The organism is Kitasatospora sp. NPDC058444 (assembly GCF_042721415.1).
In the GTDB taxonomy this organism is placed as follows: domain Bacteria; phylum Actinomycetota; class Actinomycetes; order Streptomycetales; family Streptomycetaceae; genus Kitasatospora.
In genome coordinates, this window is record NZ_JBHXLL010000023.1 from 63,479 (window position 1) to 81,077 (window position 17,599).

At 74.5% G+C, this 17,599-nt stretch carries 19 protein-coding genes and 1 pseudogene; 12 read left to right on the plus strand and 8 right to left on the minus strand.

The window, feature by feature from the left end; translation table 11 throughout:
• Nucleotides 1-39: 39 nt before the first annotated feature.
• Entirely contained in the window at nt 40-450 is a 411-nt protein-coding gene (locus ACFWP2_RS23585; protein ID WP_380454509.1) for a tautomerase family protein, read from the minus strand.
• 99 nt (nt 451-549) lie between these two features.
• Here ACFWP2_RS23585 and ACFWP2_RS23590 point away from each other — a divergent pair.
• A pseudogene (locus ACFWP2_RS23590) lies at nt 550-861 on the plus strand (ArsR/SmtB family transcription factor); the annotation flags it as partial.
• Nucleotides 862-964: 103 nt separating this feature from the next.
• On the opposite strand, the gene ACFWP2_RS23595 reads toward ACFWP2_RS23590, so the two are convergent.
• Complete coding sequence (locus ACFWP2_RS23595; protein WP_380454511.1) at nt 965-1,702, minus strand: LuxR C-terminal-related transcriptional regulator; 738 nt, start codon at nt 1,700-1,702, stop codon at nt 965-967.
• A gap of 215 nt (nt 1,703-1,917) precedes the next feature.
• On the opposite strand from ACFWP2_RS23595, the gene ACFWP2_RS23600 reads away from it, so the two are divergent.
• Entirely contained in the window at nt 1,918-3,327 is a 1,410-nt protein-coding gene (locus tag ACFWP2_RS23600; protein WP_380454513.1) for a hydrolytic protein, read from the plus strand.
• A 313-nt stretch (nt 3,328-3,640) separates the two neighbouring features.
• Here ACFWP2_RS23600 and ACFWP2_RS23605 read toward each other — a convergent pair whose 3' ends face one another.
• Entirely contained in the window at nt 3,641-4,861 is a 1,221-nt protein-coding gene (locus ACFWP2_RS23605) for a GNAT family N-acetyltransferase (RefSeq protein WP_380454515.1), read from the minus strand.
• 143 nt (nt 4,862-5,004) lie between these two features.
• Complete coding sequence (locus ACFWP2_RS23610) at nt 5,005-6,045, minus strand: SGNH/GDSL hydrolase family protein (protein ID WP_380454517.1); 1,041 nt, start codon at nt 6,043-6,045, stop codon at nt 5,005-5,007.
• Nucleotides 6,046-6,347: 302 nt separating this feature from the next.
• Here ACFWP2_RS23610 and ACFWP2_RS23615 point away from each other — a divergent pair, with 302 nt between their 5' ends.
• The 6 genes from ACFWP2_RS23615 to ACFWP2_RS23640 all read left to right on the plus strand — a co-directional run bounded on the left by ACFWP2_RS23615 (nt 6,348) and on the right by ACFWP2_RS23640 (nt 10,873).
• Nucleotides 6,348-6,950: a sigma-70 family RNA polymerase sigma factor gene (locus tag ACFWP2_RS23615; protein WP_380454520.1), complete on the plus strand. Its 603-nt coding sequence runs from the start codon at nt 6,348-6,350 to the stop codon at nt 6,948-6,950.
• A gap of 86 nt (nt 6,951-7,036) precedes the next feature.
• Entirely contained in the window at nt 7,037-8,083 is a 1,047-nt protein-coding gene (locus ACFWP2_RS23620) for a MerR family transcriptional regulator (protein ID WP_380454522.1), read from the plus strand.
• Nucleotides 8,084-8,228: 145 nt separating this feature from the next.
• Entirely contained in the window at nt 8,229-8,999 is a 771-nt protein-coding gene (locus tag ACFWP2_RS23625) for a hypothetical protein (protein WP_380454524.1), read from the plus strand.
• Nucleotides 9,000-9,107: 108 nt separating this feature from the next.
• Nucleotides 9,108-9,749 carry a DedA family protein gene (locus ACFWP2_RS23630; protein WP_380454526.1) on the plus strand — a complete coding sequence of 214 codons (642 nt, stop codon included), beginning with the start codon at nt 9,108-9,110 and terminating at the stop codon, nt 9,747-9,749.
• 228 nt (nt 9,750-9,977) lie between these two features.
• Nucleotides 9,978-10,229 carry a hypothetical protein gene (locus ACFWP2_RS23635; protein ID WP_380454528.1) on the plus strand — a complete coding sequence of 84 codons (252 nt, stop codon included), beginning with the start codon at nt 9,978-9,980 and terminating at the stop codon, nt 10,227-10,229.
• 242 nt (nt 10,230-10,471) lie between these two features.
• Entirely contained in the window at nt 10,472-10,873 is a 402-nt protein-coding gene (locus ACFWP2_RS23640) for an SsgA family sporulation/cell division regulator (RefSeq protein ID WP_380454530.1), read from the plus strand.
• 138 nt (nt 10,874-11,011) lie between these two features.
• On the opposite strand, the gene ACFWP2_RS23645 is transcribed toward ACFWP2_RS23640, so the two are convergent.
• Complete coding sequence (locus ACFWP2_RS23645; protein ID WP_380454532.1) at nt 11,012-11,995, minus strand: aldo/keto reductase; 984 nt, start codon at nt 11,993-11,995, stop codon at nt 11,012-11,014.
• 213 nt (nt 11,996-12,208) lie between these two features.
• On the opposite strand from ACFWP2_RS23645, the gene ACFWP2_RS23650 reads away from it, so the two are divergent.
• The 3 genes from ACFWP2_RS23650 to ACFWP2_RS23660 all read left to right on the plus strand — a co-directional run bounded on the left by ACFWP2_RS23650 (nt 12,209) and on the right by ACFWP2_RS23660 (nt 14,921).
• Nucleotides 12,209-13,576 carry a cryptochrome/photolyase family protein gene (locus ACFWP2_RS23650; RefSeq protein ID WP_380454534.1) on the plus strand — a complete coding sequence of 456 codons (1,368 nt, stop codon included), beginning with the start codon at nt 12,209-12,211 and terminating at the stop codon, nt 13,574-13,576.
• A gap of 437 nt (nt 13,577-14,013) precedes the next feature.
• Nucleotides 14,014-14,217 carry a cold-shock protein gene (locus ACFWP2_RS23655; protein ID WP_045694210.1) on the plus strand — a complete coding sequence of 68 codons (204 nt, stop codon included), beginning with the start codon at nt 14,014-14,016 and terminating at the stop codon, nt 14,215-14,217.
• A 191-nt stretch (nt 14,218-14,408) separates the two neighbouring features.
• Nucleotides 14,409-14,921: a hypothetical protein gene (locus ACFWP2_RS23660; RefSeq protein WP_380454536.1), complete on the plus strand. Its 513-nt coding sequence runs from the start codon at nt 14,409-14,411 to the stop codon at nt 14,919-14,921.
• On the opposite strand, the gene ACFWP2_RS23665 is transcribed toward ACFWP2_RS23660, so the two are convergent.
• Entirely contained in the window at nt 14,911-15,390 is a 480-nt protein-coding gene (locus ACFWP2_RS23665; RefSeq protein ID WP_380454600.1) for a diadenosine tetraphosphate hydrolase, read from the minus strand. The two genes, ACFWP2_RS23660 and ACFWP2_RS23665, sit on opposite strands and share 11 nt — an antisense overlap.
• A gap of 159 nt (nt 15,391-15,549) precedes the next feature.
• On the opposite strand from ACFWP2_RS23665, the gene ACFWP2_RS23670 reads away from it, so the two are divergent.
• Nucleotides 15,550-16,557 carry an oligopeptide/dipeptide ABC transporter ATP-binding protein gene (locus ACFWP2_RS23670; protein WP_380454538.1) on the plus strand — a complete coding sequence of 336 codons (1,008 nt, stop codon included), beginning with the start codon at nt 15,550-15,552 and terminating at the stop codon, nt 16,555-16,557.
• 202 nt (nt 16,558-16,759) lie between these two features.
• On the opposite strand, the gene ACFWP2_RS23675 is transcribed toward ACFWP2_RS23670, so the two are convergent.
• Nucleotides 16,760-17,275, minus strand: coding sequence for a GNAT family N-acetyltransferase (locus ACFWP2_RS23675; protein ID WP_380454540.1), 516 nt, complete (start codon nt 17,273-17,275; stop codon nt 16,760-16,762).
• Nucleotides 17,276-17,373: 98 nt separating this feature from the next.
• The gene (locus ACFWP2_RS23680) at nt 17,374-17,577 is read right to left on the minus strand and encodes an MbtH family protein (RefSeq protein ID WP_380454542.1); all 204 of its coding nucleotides are present in this window, start codon (nt 17,575-17,577) and stop codon (nt 17,374-17,376) included.
• Between the last annotated feature and the right edge of the window lie 22 nt (nt 17,578-17,599).

Genomic DNA, 17,599 nt, shown 5'->3' on the forward strand with positions numbered 1-17,599 from the left:
CGACTTCCCACGCATGCCCGCGCCACCGAGCGGGCCGGATCACGGCTCGGCGCGCGTTCCCGCCACGGCACCCAGCTCCACCAGCTGCGCCCTGCCGTTGCCCACCGACCAGTTGTCGAGGGCGTTCTCGACGAGCGTGACGAACACGTCCTCGGGCCGCACGCCGACCTCGGTCAGGTTGGCTGCGATCCGCCGGTACAGGTCGAGCTTGAGCTCCCGGGGCCGACCCGCCACCAGGGTGATCTGGACGCAGACGACGTCCCGGCGGGCCACGTCCAGGTAGTTCGGGTCGAAGATCAGCTCTTCGGGATCGTGTGGGGTGACGATCTGGAAGCGGTCATCGGCCGGGATGCCGATGGCGTCGACGAGGGCCTGGTGAACGCCGTCGGCGATCGAACGTCGGACGGCAGGCGGCCGACCGGCGGACAGGTCGATGCGGACCAGAGGCATGGGAACGCTCGCTTTCCGACAGGTCCGGCTAGAGTGTTCGATGAACATCGACCATATCAGTGGACGACGATCGTCGAACACTCCGCAGAGGACCGGTCCATGTCAGCCCGCACCCGCAGCCTCACCCACGCCCATCCGGCCGAGGTGCCACTCCAGGACGCGCTCGATGCCGTCGGGGACCCCGTACGACGCACCATCCTCAGGGAGTTGGCCGGCACCCCCGACTGGACCCGGGCCTGCGGCACGTTCGACCTTCCGGTGAGCAAGGCGACGCGCAGTCACCACTTCACCGTGCTACGTGCCGCCGGCCTCGTCGAGCAGCGCGACGAGGGACCCCGCCGGCTCAACCGGCTCCGCCGCCCGGAATTCGACCGGCGGTTCCCCGGCCTCCTCGATCTGGTCCTGGCGGAGCCCGCAACGGACCCGTGCGGATCCTCAGGCCTCACCCCGGCCGCGCCGAGCGGTGCCCCGCCCGGCGCGGGCGAGGCACCGCTGCCGCCTGTGCCGCTGCCGCCTATATGAGCCCGCGCCGCATGGCGTAGCCCACGGCGTGGGCGCGGTTGCGCAGGCCGAGGCGGGTGATGATCTCGTGCAGCACGTTCTTCACCGTCCGCTCGGAGTACGACGTCTTGGCGGCGATCTCACTGGTGTCGAAGCCCTCCGCCACCAGCTTCAGCATCTCGGCCTCCCGGGCCGTTAAGGTCGAGAGGGTCAGGCCCCGCCCGTCCAGCATGGTGCGCTGGAGCATGCCGATCCGGTCGAGCAGCTCCCCCAGCAGGTCCCCGGGCATCACGCCCTCGCCGTTGGCGAGCGCGGTGATCAGGTGCACCAGCCGGTCCTGGTCGGCCTCGGAGCGGCGCAGCACGGCGGCGACCCCGTGCTCCACGATGGTCTGCAGCCCACCCGCCTCGAAGTGCCCCACCACCAGGCCTATCCGGCCCGAGGTGGCGAGGCGCAGTCGGCGCAGGTGCTCGGTCACCGTCTCGGTCAGCGCGTCGACCACCAGCAGGGAGACCTCCGCCCGGCCGGCCTCGCTCTCGTTCAGCAGCTCCACCTCGGGCCGCTGGCGCAGCTGTTGGACGACGCCGGTCTGCAGGATGATGTCCTCCGCGAAGACCGCCACCCGCACCTGGGCCCGCCTGCCGCGCAGTTGCTCGGGGACGCGCGGCACGGTGGCGGTGCCGGAGCGCGGCAGAACCCCGGTCCGGCGGGCGGTGACGACTTCCTCACGGGTTGTATCGGTCGACGTCATCGAACTACTCCATTTCTCTGGTCCTGCGAGGGTGACGGCCGGCCGCCGCGGGGCGGGGCCGGCCGGGGGACTGTGGGAGCGGGTCACGCGCGGCCGGGACGGGCCCGCGAACGCACCGGGCGGGGTCTCCGGTCGGTCGGCGCGGGCAAGGGGTGTGCCCATAGCTTGCCCGTACGGCCCTCTCGCCCGGAGCCGTACCGCCCTACCGTCACGCTATGACCACATCCGCCGAACTCGGCCTGCCAGCACTGACGGTGGCCCCCGGTGGCGTGGCCACCACGACCCTGACGGTACGCAACGACCTCGACATCGTTGAGGCCTACACCTTCGAGGTGGTCGGCGACTGTGCCGCGTGGACGACCGTCGAGCCGACCCGGATCTCGCTCTACCCCGGGACCTCCGAGACGGTGACGGTCCGGCTGGCTCCGCCGCGCTCCCCCGCCACCCGGGCCGGGGAGTTCCCGCTCGGCATCCGGGTGCTGCCCGTCGAGCGCCCCGATCTGGTGGCGGTGCCGGAGGCCACCGTCACGGTGACGCCGTTCCACGAGCTGCGGGCCGCGCTCGCCCCGCGCCGCCGCCGTGGCTGGCTGCGCGGACGCTACCGGGCCTCGGTGCGCAACCAGGGGAACGCGCCCACCACGGTCGCCTTCACGCCCGGACAGGCCGGTGAGGACCTGCGGTTCGGGGTCGCGCCGGAGAAGCTGCGCCTGGAGCCCGGCGAGTCCGGGGAGGTGCGGGTGCAGGCGCGCACCCGCAAGCTGATCTGGTTCGGCAAGCCGGCGACCTGGCCGTTCGAGGTCACGGTGGGCCCGGAGGAACGGGCGGACACCAAGGACGGGAAAGACGGCAAGGACGGCAAGGACGGCGACAGTGCGGGCGGCAGCACCTCGGCCGCCCCGGCGGCCGCCACCGCCCCGGAGGCCCAGAAGCCGGTCCTGGAGGGCGAGTTCCTCCAGCTGCCGATCTTCCCCCGGTGGCTGCTGGCGCTCCTGGCGTTGCTGATCGCGCTGCTGCTGGCCTGGTTCGCCCTGGTGCGCCCTGCGGTGCGCAGCTCCGCCAAGCAGGCGGCCGAGAAGGCCGTCGCCCAGCAGAACGCCACCCCGGCCCCGCCCGCCGGCGTCCCGGCCGGTGATACCCCGGGCACCCCCTCCAACGGGAGCGCTCCCGGCGGCCAGACCAAGCCCGGCGCTGGAAAGCCGGCCACCGGCCCCGGCAGCCAGGGCGGGCCCGGTCCGGGCGGCCTGGCGGTGCCGGGGACCGGCCAGCAGAGCTCCGCCACGATCGACGTGCAGACCGGGAGCGGCGCTGCCGCGACCGGGAGTTACCAGGTGCCGCACGGGAAGGTCTTCGACATCACGGACCTCGTGGTCGCCAACTTCCAGGGCGACCAGGGGCTGGTGACCATCACGGCCGGCAACAAGACGATCACCACGATCGCCTTGGAGACCTTCCGCAATCAGGACTACCACTGGGTGACTCCCCTCCAGGTCCCCGAGGACCAGGCCGTGACGGCGAACGTGACCTGCGAGGTGCCGGGCACCCCGGCCTCGGGCAAGCAGGCGCCCAGCTGCCACGAACTCCTCAACATCAGCGGGACGTTGAGCGACATTCGGCCGGGGAACTGAACGACTCCGGCCCGTTCGTCTCGGATTTCCTGCTCCTCCCGCACGTCCGCTCACATCTCGTGACCATGTCAACACTCGACGGACACTGTTGCATCGTGCACCCGTACGAACAAAGCCGACCCGCCCATGACACGCCGCGGTCTGTCCCCTGAGGGCAATCGGCCAGGCCCTCCAGGGCAACCGGCCGCGCCCCCACGGGCGGTGCGCAGTGCCCCGAAAAGGCCGAACGCCGGCCCCGCCCTGGTCAGGGCGGGGCCGGCGTTCGGCGTTCGACGTTCGGCGTTCGGCGTGGCCGCGGCTTTCAGCCGCCGGATCAGAACCAGTGCAGGCAGTGCGGCGCGCGCTCGGCGCGGAACAGGGCGTCGGCGAGGACGGCCGCGCCGGGGCGGTGGGCCCGGATGTGCCCGGCCCGGACGAGCACGCTCGGAGCGGTGCCGCCGAGGTAGACCGCGCCCAAGTCCCTTACGTCCAGGGAGAGATCGGGCTCCCGGTCGGTCGGGACGCATTCGGCCTTCCCGTCCCGGACGGTCAGCAGGTACCGGTGGTGCTCGCCGAGGAACGGGTCGTCGACGTCCAGGACCAGCTCGCCGTCGGCGAACCAGCCGCGCGCGGTGAGCGCGCGAGGCACGTCCAGCAGTCGTACCCAGAGCCAGTCGGTGTGGTTGCTCAGCTCTCCCGAGTTGAAGTCGGCGAGCTGCCAGCGCAGCGGGTGCTCCGGCGGGTAGTGGCGGAACCCGACCCGGTCCACCAGGTCGTGGCCGAGCAGGAACCGGGCCAGGTCCGTGAACACGGCGTCGTCGACGGCGACGGTCTCGTCCACCATCAGGGTGTCCGCGTCCTTCCAGTAGCTGGCGTACCCGTCCGGGGTACCGTCGGCGTCCCGGTGGACGGCCACGTAGCGCGGCGTCGGGGCGATCGGGACCTGCCCGGCACCCAGCTCCCACCAGCGGCGCGGCCGGGACAGCGCGCCGGGCTGGGCCCGGCGGTAGCGGTCGTAGACCTGCTCCACGATCTCCCCGCAGTCGGCCCGCCGCAGCAGTTCGACCGAGCCGCCCGCCGGGGCGTCGGCCTCTCGCCGCGCCCGGGGTGCGGTGAAGGCGGCCTGGTGGCGCCGCACCGTCAGCCGCTGGGTGTACGTCGCCGGACCGTAGCCGAACCGGCCGTAGATCCCGGCCTCGGAGGCCAGCAGCACGGAGAGGAACTCCCCACGGGCCCGCAGGTCGGCGAGCTGACGTCGCATCATCGCGGTGAGCACGCCCTGGCGCCGGTGGGTGGGCAGGACACCGACGGACGTCACCCCGGCGGCCGGGACGACGACCTGCCCGGGCAGGGTGAGCTCGAAGGTGTGCGCACCGGCGGTGCCGACGGGCCGCCCGTCCGCCGTCACGGCGAGCAGGTTGCGGTCCATCTCGGTCGCCGCCCACCAGACCCCGCCGCCGTTCGCGTCCGCGGCGTCCGGGAAGCGCCCCAGCGCGGCGTGGAAGGTGTCGACGAAGGCGCCGAGGTCCTGGTCGGTCGTGGAACGGATCTCCATATGGTGCTGCTGCCTCCCCGCGAAACCGGCGCCACCCCGTGTGGCACCCCCCGAAGTGCAGCGTCACTGAGCGGCCCGGTCAACCGAATTACCCGCGGGGGCGGCCCCGGCCCACCGCCCGACGGCGGGCCGGGCCTTCCCCTCTACCGGTTGAGGACCTCTTCGGTCTTGTCGGCCACGAGCCGGGCCTGGATGTCGCGGCCCTTCTCGTTGGGGTGCGCGTACCACGGGAGCGCCTGCTCGCCGAACTTGACCTGGGACTCCTCCAGCAGGCCGCCGATGCCCCGGTCTGCGCCGTCGCAGGCGGTGTTGGTGCCGGTGCCGGCGTAGAGGTCCACGAAGTCGGCACCGGCATCGGCGGCGGTCTTCTTCATGAGGTCGTCCAGCCGCTTCTCGACCTGGTCCAGGAACGGCAGGGCGTCCTTGGAGATGTCGGCGAACGGCAGCTCCGTCTGACCCGGTGCCGGGGTCAGGCACTTGTCGGTGTCCGCCGGCACGAGCCTCGGGTAGCCGACCAGGACGCGCTTGGCGTCGGGGGCGAAGTACGCGATGCGGTCGAGCAGTTCCTCCAGCTCCCAGCCGACCTGGTCGAACCGCTCGTCGAGCCAGAGCTTCCCGTCGCCGGACTCGAAGAACTCCCGGCAGGTGGCCGCCGGTTGGTCCGCATCCACCGGCTCTCCGGGCAGCAGGGCGTTCTCCGGGCTGCGGAGCTTGTCGGAACACTGCTTCAGGATGCGGGTGAAGCCCAGCGTGTTGCCGCCCAGGCCGCCGACGACCAGCCGGGTGTCGGGCTTCAGCGCGTCCTGCTGCGGCGGGACCTTCAGGTCGGCGCCGGGCAGCGTCTGCTGCTCCTCCCAGAAGTTGCGGAGGAGGGCACCGCCGCAGGAGACGTCCGACTGGACGTCGAGGGTGATGCCCTTGTCGGCGAGGCGCCGGGTGGCGACGGCGGGGTAGTCCTCCTTCGCCTGGAAGCAGAAGAACCTGTTGGGGTCGTCCTGGTGGTTCACGGGGGCGATGCCGTAGTTGGAGGTGTAGGAGTCGCCGAAGAAGACCGTCGGTACCGGCTCGGCGGGCGCGGCGGCGCCGGCGCTCGCGGCGGGGCCCGCGAGCGCCAGGCAGCTGCCCAGCGCGGCGGCCGCCGCGGTCAGCCGCCGTGCCACCGGTGATGTGGTCGTCTTGCGCATGGCCGAAGGCATGCCTGTGCCCTTTCGTCGAGACTCGCGAGGAGGGGGGAACAATCCGGAGCGATCCGGGACGATCCGCATTCATTCATATGCGGAACGTGATGTCCCACCCGCCGCGAGCCGCAACCGGGTGTAATCGGACGAGGGCTCGGCGAACGGGTTCCCCGGCTCTCCTCAGCAAGGGAGTGCTGCCGTGGCCGGCCGCGGCCTCGACGCGGGCGGCCCTCCGGCCGCCGGAGGGAGAAACGCTGCACAAAGGGTGCGGCTGGTCCCGGGGTCCCGAAACGCTGCACAGTGCCGGGGTGACCACGCGAGACTGTGCCTCCCCCTCCGCCGCACCCCGCCCCGCGCCGGCCGCGGAGCTGGGCGGACTGGTCGCCGCGGTGGCCCGGGGGGACCGGACGGCGTACGCGCGGCTGTACCGGGCCGTGGCCGCCCCGGTGTACGGGACCGCGTTGCGGACGCTGCGCAGCCCCTCGCAGGCCGAGGAGGTCGCGCAGGAGGTGCTGCTGGAGGTCTGGCGCACGGCGGCCGCCTACCGGCCGGGCCGCGGCACGGTGATGGCCTGGGTGCTCACCATCGCCCGCCGTCGCGCGGTGGACCGGGCCAGGGCGGCGCGCGCGGCCGCCGACCGCGAACTGCGGGTGGCGCTGCGGGAGCAGCCGGTCCGCGAGCCGGGCGCCGAGCCGGTCGCCGAGCAGGTCGAGCGGGCCTTCGACGCGGGCCGGGTGAGGTCCGCGCTCGCCCGGCTGAGCGGCGTCCAGCGCGAGTCGCTCGTGCTGGCGTACTACGGCGGGTACTCCCAGCGCGAGATCGCCCGGGCCCTGGGGGTGCCGCTGGGCACGGTGAAGACACGCATGCGGGACGGGCTGCTGCGGCTGCGGGCGGCCTTCGACGGAGCCTGACGCCCGGCGCCGCGAGGGATCATGGCAGCGGCGACGGACGCCGCCCCGGCCACGAGGACACCCGGGACTGCCACGGGAGGAGAGCGATGGGGGCCGACGAGGCGGGCATGCCGACCGGGAGCGTGGCCCGGCTCCTCGGGGTGTCCCCCACCACGATCCGCTCCTGGGAGCGCCGCTACGGCATCGGCCCCTCCCGGCGCGACCCCGGCCACCACCGCCGCTGGAGCCCGGAGGACATCGCGCTGCTCGAAGCGATGTGCCGGTTGGCGGCCCGCGGTGTGCGCCCGGCCGAAGCCGCCAGGGCCGTGCTGGCCTCCCACCGCGCGACGACTCCCGGAGCCAGGCCCGAGACCGTGCCCGGAGCCGCACCGGCCGCCGGGGCGCCGTCGGCGGTCGGCCTGCCGCCCGAGCAGGCGCCGCGGTCCGGGCCGGAGGCCGCCCGGGGCCCGGCCGTCGGCCGCGCGCCGCGGCGGGGAGCGGTCCGCCCCGAGTGCCGGGGCCTGGCCCGGGCCGCCGTCCGCCTGGACTCCCCCGAGGTCGCCAGGATCCTGCGGGAGGCGGTGGATTCGCTCGGGGTCGTCGACGCCTGGACGGAGGTCATGATGCCCGCGCTGCGCGCGACCGGACGCAAGTGGGCCTCCTCCGGCGAACAGTACGTCGAGGTCGAGCACCTGCTGTCCTGGCACGTGTCCACCGTCCTGCGGGCCGTGGCCGTGCGGCCCGCCAGGCCCTGGAACGCGCCGCCCGTCCCGCCCGTCCTGCTGGCCGCGATGCCCGACGAGCAGCACAGCCTGGCGCTGGAGGCGACCGCGGCGGGCCTGGGTGAGCGGGCGCTGCCCTTCCGGATGCTGGGAGCGGCCGTCCCGCCCAGGGCGCTGCTGGACGCGGTGCACCGGATCGGCCCGGGCGCCGTGATGCTCTGGTCACAGCTCCCGCTCACCGCCGACCACGAGCTGGTCCGGCGGGTGACCGACTCCACCTGGGGCGCGCGCGGGTCCCACGGCCGGGCCCTGGTGCTGGCCACCGGCCCCGGCTGGGGCCGCTCCGGCGGCCCGGGCGGAACCGCGGGCCCGCAGAGTCTGGCGAGCGCCCTCGACCTCCTGGAGCGGACCGTCACCGCGGGTGCGGGATGACCCGCGCGGCCGTCACCCGGGCGCCGGATGTCCCTCGTTCGGGTGAGGCCGGCTGCCTTCGCCCATCCGGATCCGGGTCGGTGCCGAACCCACCGGGCCGGCGGTCGGCGAGGACGGCAACGAGGACGTGGATGTGGACGTGCGCATGGACAGGAGCGCGATGAAGGTGTCGCTCGGGGCGGAGCGGGCGCTGCGGGTCCGGCCCGCGACCCGCGAGGACCGGGCCCAGGTGGTCCGGCTGATCGCGGCCGACCGGCCTGCCGTGCCCTTCCCCGCGGCGGAGGCCCCCGTCGGCTGGGAGCCCCGGGCCGACCGGACCGTCCTCGTCCTCCACGACGCGGACGGCCGGCTCCACGGTGCGATGGCCGTGGACCGCCGGACGACACCCGGCCGTCTCACCGGCGGGGTGGCCTGGCTGCACTGCCGGGAGGCCCCGGCCGCGGCCGAGGTCCTCGTCCGGACGCTCCTGGCCGGGAGCGGCGGCCTGACCGCCGTCACCGCCTTCACCGATCCCCCGCCCTGGCCGCCCCACCTCGCCGGTCTGCCGCTCCACCGCCGGCCGGTCACCACTCGGGCGTTCCTCGCCCACGGGTTCCGCGCGATGGACCACCGCCTGCTGCTGCACCGCCCCGCCGCGCCCGCCGCCGACGGCCCCGGTCCGACCGGCGCCCCGCCGCTCTGGGTGTCCCCGGAGGGCACCCTCCACCGCGACCGCGGCGCCGTGGGACCGCCCGCACCGGCCGTCCTGTGGCGCCGCAACCTGCCCCGCGCGCTGGACGAGCTCGACCGCGCCGGCGGACGGGACGTCCTGGCCACCGTCGATCTGCTCGCCCCCGGCGCCTGCGAACTCGCCACCGTCCTCGCCGGGTTCGAGTTCGAGGAGCTCGACCTGCTGCGCTCGCTGGTGCTGGCCTGAGCCGGGTTGGGGTTGGGGCCGGGGCCGGGGCCGGGGCCGGCGGGTCGTCGCCGACCGTGAGCGTTACATTGAGGCGGAGAGGGGCGCCGGTCCGGAACGGGGAGGCTGATGCACTCGATCACCGCCTGGCTGAGCGGCCTGTCCGGTCCGGTCGGGTACGCGGTGGTCGCCGGTCTCGTGCTCGTCGAGGACGCCCTCTTCTTCAGCTTCGTCGTACCCGGCGAGAGCGCGGCCGTCCTCGGCGGCTTCCTCGCCCACCAGGGCAGGATCTCGCTCGGCTGGCTCGTCGTGTTCGTGGTCTGCGCGGCCGTCCTCGGCGACACCGTCGGCTACGAGATCGGCCGCCACATCGGCCCGAGGATCCTCGACACCCGCCCGATGCGGCGCCATGCGACCCGGGTCGACCAGGCCCAGGACCTGATCCGCCGGCGCGGGCCGGCCGCCGTCTTCTTCGGGCGCTTCGTCGCCTTCTTCCGCGCCATGGTGCCCACCCTGGCCGGCATGTCCCGCATGCCCTACCGGCGTTTCCTCCTGTTCAACGCCCTCGGCGGCCTGCTCTGGGGCGTCGGGTTCACCCTCCTCGGCTACTTCGCCGGAGCCGCCTACACCCGGGTCGAGAGCACCGTCGGCCGGGTCCTCGCCCTCGCGATCGCCGCGGGCGTCGTCCTCGCCCTCGTCGTCTGGTACCTGCGCCGGCACCGGCGTGGAACCCGCACCCCGGACGGCGGCGACCGGGACGAGCGGCCCTGACCCCGCACCACCGGTTCGCACCGGGACCGGGAGCGTCCGCCACCGCGTCCGGCAGCGCGCCTTCCGACAGCGCGCCTTCCGGCCCCGGGTTACCGTCGGGGGGCCGACGGCCGCGGGGCATCCCTCGGTTCGGAAACCGGCTCGGAAACCGGTTCGGAACCGGACATCCGGGGCAGCCGCCCGGTGTCCCACCCGTCGAAGCCCAGGACCGGAAAGGGGAACGAGCCCATGACCACACCCGACGACCACGGAACGCAGCCGGACGAACCGACGCGGGAACGGTCCGCCGAGGAACGCGCGATCACCTCCCCGACCCCGGCGGACGTCCGGGCGAAGGCCGAGGGCCGGGTCGGAGCCCGGGAGCGCTCCGCCGAGGAACGCTCGATCAGCACGCCCACCCCGGCCGACGTGCGACGGAAGGCGAAGCAGCCCGAGCACGAGGGGCCGGAGCCGCCCGCGGCGGACACCGTGGCGCCGTGAGGCCCCGCACGACCGCGCGGTGACCCGAAGCCCCGCCCCGGCGACCGTACGCCGGGGCGGGGCCTCGCTGCCCGGGCCCGGCAGGGCGGGAAACCACCCGAGCGGGGGATCACGCCGGGCGGCCCGGCCGCGTTGAGAGACGAGGAATGCACCCCGGGCACGCGGGTAACCGAGCGCTGCCACCCCCGGCCGCCGAGGCCGGAGGAGAACCCGGTGCCACCGCCAGAATGGGAGTTCGTCGCATGACCGTCGCCACCTCCTGGTCCACCGCCGTCACCCTGCCCGAAGGCCCGTTCCCCGACGTCGCCGTGGAGGCGCAGCTGCGCTTCGACACCGCGTCGCCGTACGCGGTGTGCCTGGCGTTCCCGCCGCTCGGCGACGACGACGCGGCGCAGTGGACGTTCGGCCGCGAGTTGCTCGACCGGGGCCGGCACGGACCGGTCGGCCTCGGGGACGTGACCGTCGCCCCCGGGCCGGAGGACCGCGTGCTGATCACCCTGCGCTCCCCGTCCGCGCGGGCCGTCATCAGCGTTCCGGCCGCCGTCGTGACGGCGTTCCTCCTCGACTCCTTCCGCCTGGTGCCGGCCGGTGCCGAGACCGAGCACCTGGACGTCGACGCCGCCCTCGCCCACCTGCTCCCCTGACGTCACCCCGCCCCGCCGCCGGGGCGGCCCGACCGGGCCGGACCGGGCACGCCGCCCGGCGGGCGGGACGGGCGGGTCACGCGACGGCCCCGGTCCGGCACTCCCACGCGTCGGGGCGGCACCGCGCGGGGAGCACCGTCACCAGCGGTCGTGCACCTGCGGCCGGATCCGCCGGTCGTAGAGGTCGCGCACGGCGGCCAGGGTGGCGGACGGCAGCGGCGGCAGGTCGGCGGCGGCCGCGTTGGCCCGGGCCTGCGCCACGTTGCGGGCGCCGGGGATCACCGTCGTCACCCCCGGCTGCTGGGTGACCCAGCGCAGCGCCGTCTGCGCGGCGCTCGCGCCCTCGGGAGCGAGCGCGGAGAACTCCACCGCCGCCTCGACGCCCGTCGCGAAGTCCACCCCGGAGAAGGTCTCCCCCTGGTCGAAGGACTCGCCGTGGCGGTTGTAGGTGCGGTGGTCGTCCGGGGCGAAGACGGTGTGGGCGTCGTACCGGCCCGACAGCAGGCCCGAGGCCAGCGGCACCCGTGCGAGGATTCCCACTCCGGCCGCCTCGGCGGCGGGCAGCACCTGCTCCAGCGGCTTGAGCCGGAACGCGTTCAGGATGATCTGCACGCTCGCGACGTTCGGGCGGGCGATCGCGGTCAGCGCCTCGGCGCAGGTCTCCACGCTCACCCCGTAGGCGGCGATCCGGCCCTCCTCGACCAGGGTGTCCAGGGCGTCGAACACCTCGTCCGAGGAGTAGACGGGCGTCGGCGGGCAGTGCAGCTGCACCAGGTCGAGCCGCTCCACACCCAGGTTGTCCCGTGAACGGTCGGCCCAGGAACGGAAGTTGGCGAGGTTGTAGTGCTCGGGCCGCTGCTCGACCCGGCGACCGAACTTGGTGGCGACGAACACCTCGGCGTCCGGGCGGTCCTTCAGGAAACGGCCGATCAGCCGCTCGCTGCGGCCGTCGCCGTAGACGTCGGCGGTGTCGAAGAGGGTGACGCCGGCTTCCACCGAGGCCTCCAGCACGGCCAGGGCGTCCTCCTCCCGGACGTCCCCCCAGTCCGCGCCGAGCTGCCAGGTGCCGAGGCCGACGATCGAGACGGGGCGGCCGGTGCGGCCGAGTACGCGCTGTTCCATGGGACGAGCCTCTCACGCGGCGCCCGCGCCGCAACACGCCCCCTGCCCGACGCACGACCGCAGTCCCGCCGGCCGGCACCCCGCGTGACCTGCGGAACCGTTCGGACCAATCCGCGTCGCGGGCCGCTCCGAACGTCCGGGAGAAACAGTACGAAGCGGTAGAAGCATTCGGAACACCCGGACTCCCGACGGCACCACCTGCGAGGCCCACCCGTGAGCGTATCGATCGCCCTGTTCACCCAGGACCTGCGGCTGCACGACAACCCCGTGCTGCACGCCGCCCGGTCCGCGGCCGACCGGGTCGTCCCGCTGTTCGTGCTGGACCCGGCCGTCGAGGGCGCCGGATTCGCCGCGCCCAACCGGCAGGCGTTCCTCGCCGACTGCCTCGCCGACCTGGACGCCTCGCTGCGCCGGATCGGCTCCCGGCTGGTCGTACGGCGCGGCGAGCCCGCCGAGCAGGCGGCCAGGGTCGCGGCCGAGGCCGAGGCCGGAGCGCGTGTCGAGGCCGGAGCCGGAGGAGACGCCGGGACCACCACCGTGCACGTCGCCGCGGGCGTCAGCGCCTTCGCGCAGCGGCGCGAGGCCCGGCTGCGCGAGGTGTTCGGCGACCGCCTGCACGTCCACGACGCCTCGGTGACGGTCGTCCCGGCGGGCCGGATCACCCCGGCCGGCCGGGACCACTACGCGGTCTTCACCCCGTACCACCGGGCCTGGCAGCGGACGCCCCGCCGCACGGTGCTGGGCGCGCCGCGGGCGCTCGACACCCCGCCCGGCATCGGCAGCGAGAACCTGCTGCTCACCGGGCCGCTCTCGCCCGCCCTGCCGCCCGGGGGCGAGAGCGCGGCCAGGCAGCGGTGGCGGCGCTGGGACGTCGACGCGTACGCGCGGGTCCACGACGACCTCGCCGCCGACGCCACCTCCCGGCTCTCCCCGTACCTGCACTTCGGCTGCCTGTCCCCCACCGAACTCGTCGAACGCGCGCTGCGGCACGACGGCGAGGGGGCGCGGTCCTTCGTCCGGCAGCTCGCCTGGCGCGACTTCCACCACCAGGTCCTCGCCGCCCGCCCCGACGCCGCGCACCGCGACTACCGGACCAGGGACGACCACTGGCACCGGGACGAGCGCGAGGCCGAGGCCTGGCGGCGGGGCCGCACCGGCTACCCGATCGTCGACGCCGGAATGCGCCAGCTCGCCGAGGAGGGCTGGATGCACAACCGGGCCCGCCTGCTCACCGCGGGCTTCCTCACCAAATGCCTCTACCTGGACTGGCGGATCGGCGCCGCCCACTTCCTGTCGCTGCTGGTCGACGGGGACGTGGCCGACAACCAGCTGAACTGGCAGTGGGTCGCGGGCACCGGCACCGACACCCGCCCCAACCGGGTGCTCAACCCGCTGCGCCAGGCCGACCGGTACGACCCCGACGGGGCGTACGTGCGCCGCTGGGTGCCGGAACTCGCCCATCTGCCCGGGCCGGCCGTCCACCGCCCCTGGCTGCTCGACCCCGCCCCCGACTACCCGGCCCCGCTCATCGCCCCGGACGCCCTCACCGCCCGCTTCCGCCGCGCCCGGGGCCTGGACTGAACCCAGGCGCCGGACGGACCCGGCACCGGCAGTGGCGCTCGGTGACACTCGATGGCACTCGATGACGCCGGCCACCCGGCGCCACGCGGGCCGACCGCACCGCGCCCGCAGGAATCCGCCCTCCCGGGCCGCCGGAGCCCGGGCGCAGGCCCGCGCCAACCAGCGTGCACCCATGGCGCGTTGGCACTCCCCGAAGGATCAAGGCCGACGACCGCGGAGGGCGCTCCCCGAAATCGGGAGCGGAATATTCGCCCGCAACGGACTCCGGCCTGCTAGAGTCGTTTTTGTTGCAGTAGTGGTTCCCATGAACTTTGTGTGCGCCTGCTGATGTTTTGCAGGCGCATTTTTGTTTACCCGGTCTTTTCCGGGTGGGTGCTTGTGCGGCGACTCGTGGTCCGCGCTGTGCGGGCTTCGGACAGCCTCTGAAGGAGATTTCCATGGCTAACGGCACCGTGAAGTGGTTCAACTCGGAAAAGGGCTTCGGCTTCATCGAGCAGGAGGGTGGCGGCCCGGACGTCTTCGCCCACTACTCGAACATCAACGCCAACGGCTTCCGTGAGCTGCTCGAGGGCCAGAAGGTCGAGTTCGACGTCACGCAGGGCCAGAAGGGCCCGCAGGCCGAGAACATCCGCCCGCTGTAGTTTTTCCTGCCACGGCACCCGCCAGGCAGCGAAAGGCCCGCACCGCTTGCCGGTGCGGGCCTTTCCGCGTCCGGGGCGGCTTCGGAACCGCCGCCTCCGCGGGAGGCCGTGGAAACCCCGTCGCACGAACGGGCGCTCGGCCGGCATCATGGGGCCGGACCGCGACATCGGACGAGAGGCCCCGGACGCCCATGCTCGACCCGCTCGCCGCACCGGACGCGCTGTCGGCCGCGGTGGAACCCCTCGAGGATCTGCTCCAGGACAACACCTTCCAGCCGTTCATCGAGCTGCTGCACGTGGTCCCCGCGACCGGGACGACAGCCGGGCGCGACCGGATGCAGGTTCTCGCCCAAGCCGTCTTCGACGCCGGCGGCTGGGGCAGCGGTTACCAGGTGGGAGGACCGGTACGGCCGTTCGCGTCGCCCCGGGCCTGGCGGGACATCTTCCGCGGCCAGGTGACCGAGGGCTACATGCGGCCCGCCCGAAGGTACGGGCACACGGCACCCGACCGGCACGCGCCCGACGACATCCGGCGGGCCGGCGAACTCGCCGACGGCATCGCCGACCTCGTCGAGGCGCACCTGGGCCCCGTCCGTGGCTGCGGCGACGTCGGGGGGCCGCACACCAGCTACATCTGGTGGCGCAACCTGCTGCTGGTCACCGACGATTGGGCCACCGTCCTGCACCTCGCCGTCAGCGACTGACCGACCGCTCCGGACCGGCGGCGGGCACGGACAACCCGTCGAGTTCGCGACCGATCGCCTCGCGCAGTCCGTCGTGCTCCGGTCCGAGTGCCGTTTCGGGATCGCGCCAGTTCTCCGCGGGATACAGCCACACCGGGCGACGGACGAGGTCCGGGCTCTCCCACTCGAACCGCGGCCACACGTGTGCGTGCAGGAAGTGGTCGGCGTTGCCGAGGATCTCCAGGTTCACGCGCCGGAACTGCGCGTCCAGCCGCCGGCAGACCCGCTCCACCGCCTCGCCCAGCCGGTCCATGTCCGCGAGGAAGGCCGTCCGCCTGCCGCGCGGAAGGTCGGACAGCCGCTGCACGTCGGGCTCGTCCACCAGCAGGACCGAATACCCCGGCAGGAACTGCACGTCGCCGATCACCGCGAACCCGGCGTCCAGCCGCCGGAGCACCGTCGGGTTCGCGCCCCTCAGGGCGCTGCCGATCCCCGGCTGCCCCTTCGCCCCGCACTGCGAGCGGGCGACGGAGCTCTGCACCACCACCGCGCCGCCCACCCACACGGCGCCGGACGGGCACACCGCCGACTGCCACTTCCCGCTCGACGCTCCCGACACCACCGCCCCCGAGGGACTGGAGTCCGCGGCATGACCACCGCCCCCGAAGCCGCCGCCCCCCACACCGCGGACGGCCCCGGCACGGCCGTCCTGGAGGCCACCGGCCTCAGCGTCGTCCACCGCACCCGCTCCGGCCCGCTGCACGCCGTCAGCGGTGTCGACCTGGCCCTGTACCCGCGCCGTACCCTCGCCCTGGTCGGCGAGTCCGGCTCCGGCAAGAGCAGCATCGCCAAGGCCCTGCTGCGGCTGCCCCCGCCCACCACCGGCACCGTCACCCTCGACGGCACCGACCTCGCCACCCTCTCCCCGCGCGCCCTGCGGGCCGTCCGGCCCCGCCTCCAGATGGTCTTCCAGGACCCGCTCTCCTCGCTCAACCCGCGCCGCCTGGTCCGCGACCTCGTCGCCGAGCCCCTCGACGCCCACCCCGACCCGGCCCGCGACCGGGAGGAGGTCGTCACCCGGCAGCTGGAGGCCGTCGGCCTGCCGCCCGCCCTGTTCGGCGACCGCCGGCCCCACCAGCTCTCCGGCGGACAGGCCCAGCGGGTGGCCATCGCCCGGGCGCTGGCCGCCGGACCGCGCGTGCTGATCGCCGACGAGGCCGTCTCCGCCCTCGACGTCTCGGCCCAGGCCACCGTGCTCAACCTGCTGCGCGGGCTCACCGAGGAACGCGGACTGGCCGGCCTGTTCATCTCCCACGACCTCGGCGTGGTCCGGGCGGTGAGCGACGAGGTGGCCGTGCTCCAGCTCGGCCGGATCTGCGAGCGCGGCCCCACCGAGGCCGTCCTCGCCGCCCCGGCCCACCCCTACACGGCCGCCCTGCTCGCCGCCGTCCCCGAGCCCGGCCGCCCGCTGCGCGACACCGGCCTGCTCCCCGCCGACCCGCCCTCCCCGCTCGCCCCACCCAGCGACTGCCGCTTCCGCACCCGCTACCCCCTGGCGGACGACCGCTGCGCCACCGAGGAGCCCCGACTGCGGACGGCGGCCCCCGGCCGCACGGTGGCCTGCCACCGCCCGCTGGTCGCGGCGGTGGCGGGCTGAGGGCGGACCCGGCCGCGGCCCCGGGCCGGCGGTACGCGGCCGGTGCACGGGGCGGACCGGAGGATGGCGGCCGGACGGATTCCGGGACGGCCCCCGGGCGGAGCCGCGGGCCGCGACCTGCCCCGCATCCGGGCCCACCCCCGGCGGGCCGGGATCCGGCGGGGCGACCCGACCGCACCGGATCCTCGCGTGCCGGGCCGGCTCAGGCCTCGTCGGTGGTGGTGGAGACGGCCAGCAGGCTGGTGACCGAGCCGTCGTCGCCGACGACGTCGCGCAGGTGGCGGAAGCCCAGGCGGCGGCACATGGCGAGGCTCGGGGTGTTCTCCGCTCCGACCATGCCGTAGACCTCCTTGAGCCCCAGCTCGTCGCCGGCGTAGCGGATCAGCCCGCGGACCACCTCGCCGCCCAGGCCCCGGCCCCAGTACGCGGGGGCCAGCGCGGTGACCAGTTCGTGGCCGTCGACGTTGCCGGCGCGCTTGACCTCGGCGTGGCCCGCGTACGCCCCGTCCAGCCACAGGCCCCAGACGTCGAAGAGGTTCTGCGGGTAGACGTCGCTCAGGATCGCGCGGAACAGCGTGCGGATGTCCGGCTCGGGCACGAGGTCCTGGCCCATCCAGCGGCACACGTCCGCGTCGCGCAGCAGGGAGACGAAGGCGTCCTCGTCCTCGGGCCGGTAGGGGATGAACTCCACGTGCTCGGTGCGCAGCGGAGGGGTCATGCGGCTCTCCTCAAGGTCGTGGTGGTTCGGTGGTGCGGTGGCTCCGGGACGGGGCCGCTCGGCACCGGCGCGAGCGGCGGCCCCGTCCCCTCGGCCGGTCAGGCGCCGGCGTTCTCCATGCGCTCGCGCAGGCTCCTGGGGCGCATGTCGGTCCACACCTCGTCGACGTACGCGGTGCACTCGGCCTCGGTGCCGTCGGTGCCGACGGGCTGCCAGCCGGCCGGGACGTCGAGGTCGGCGGGCCAGAGGGAGTACTGCTCCTCGTCGTTGCGCAGCACCTGGTAGCGGGTGTTCTCGTCCATGTCGGGCTCCTCTGTCGTCGGA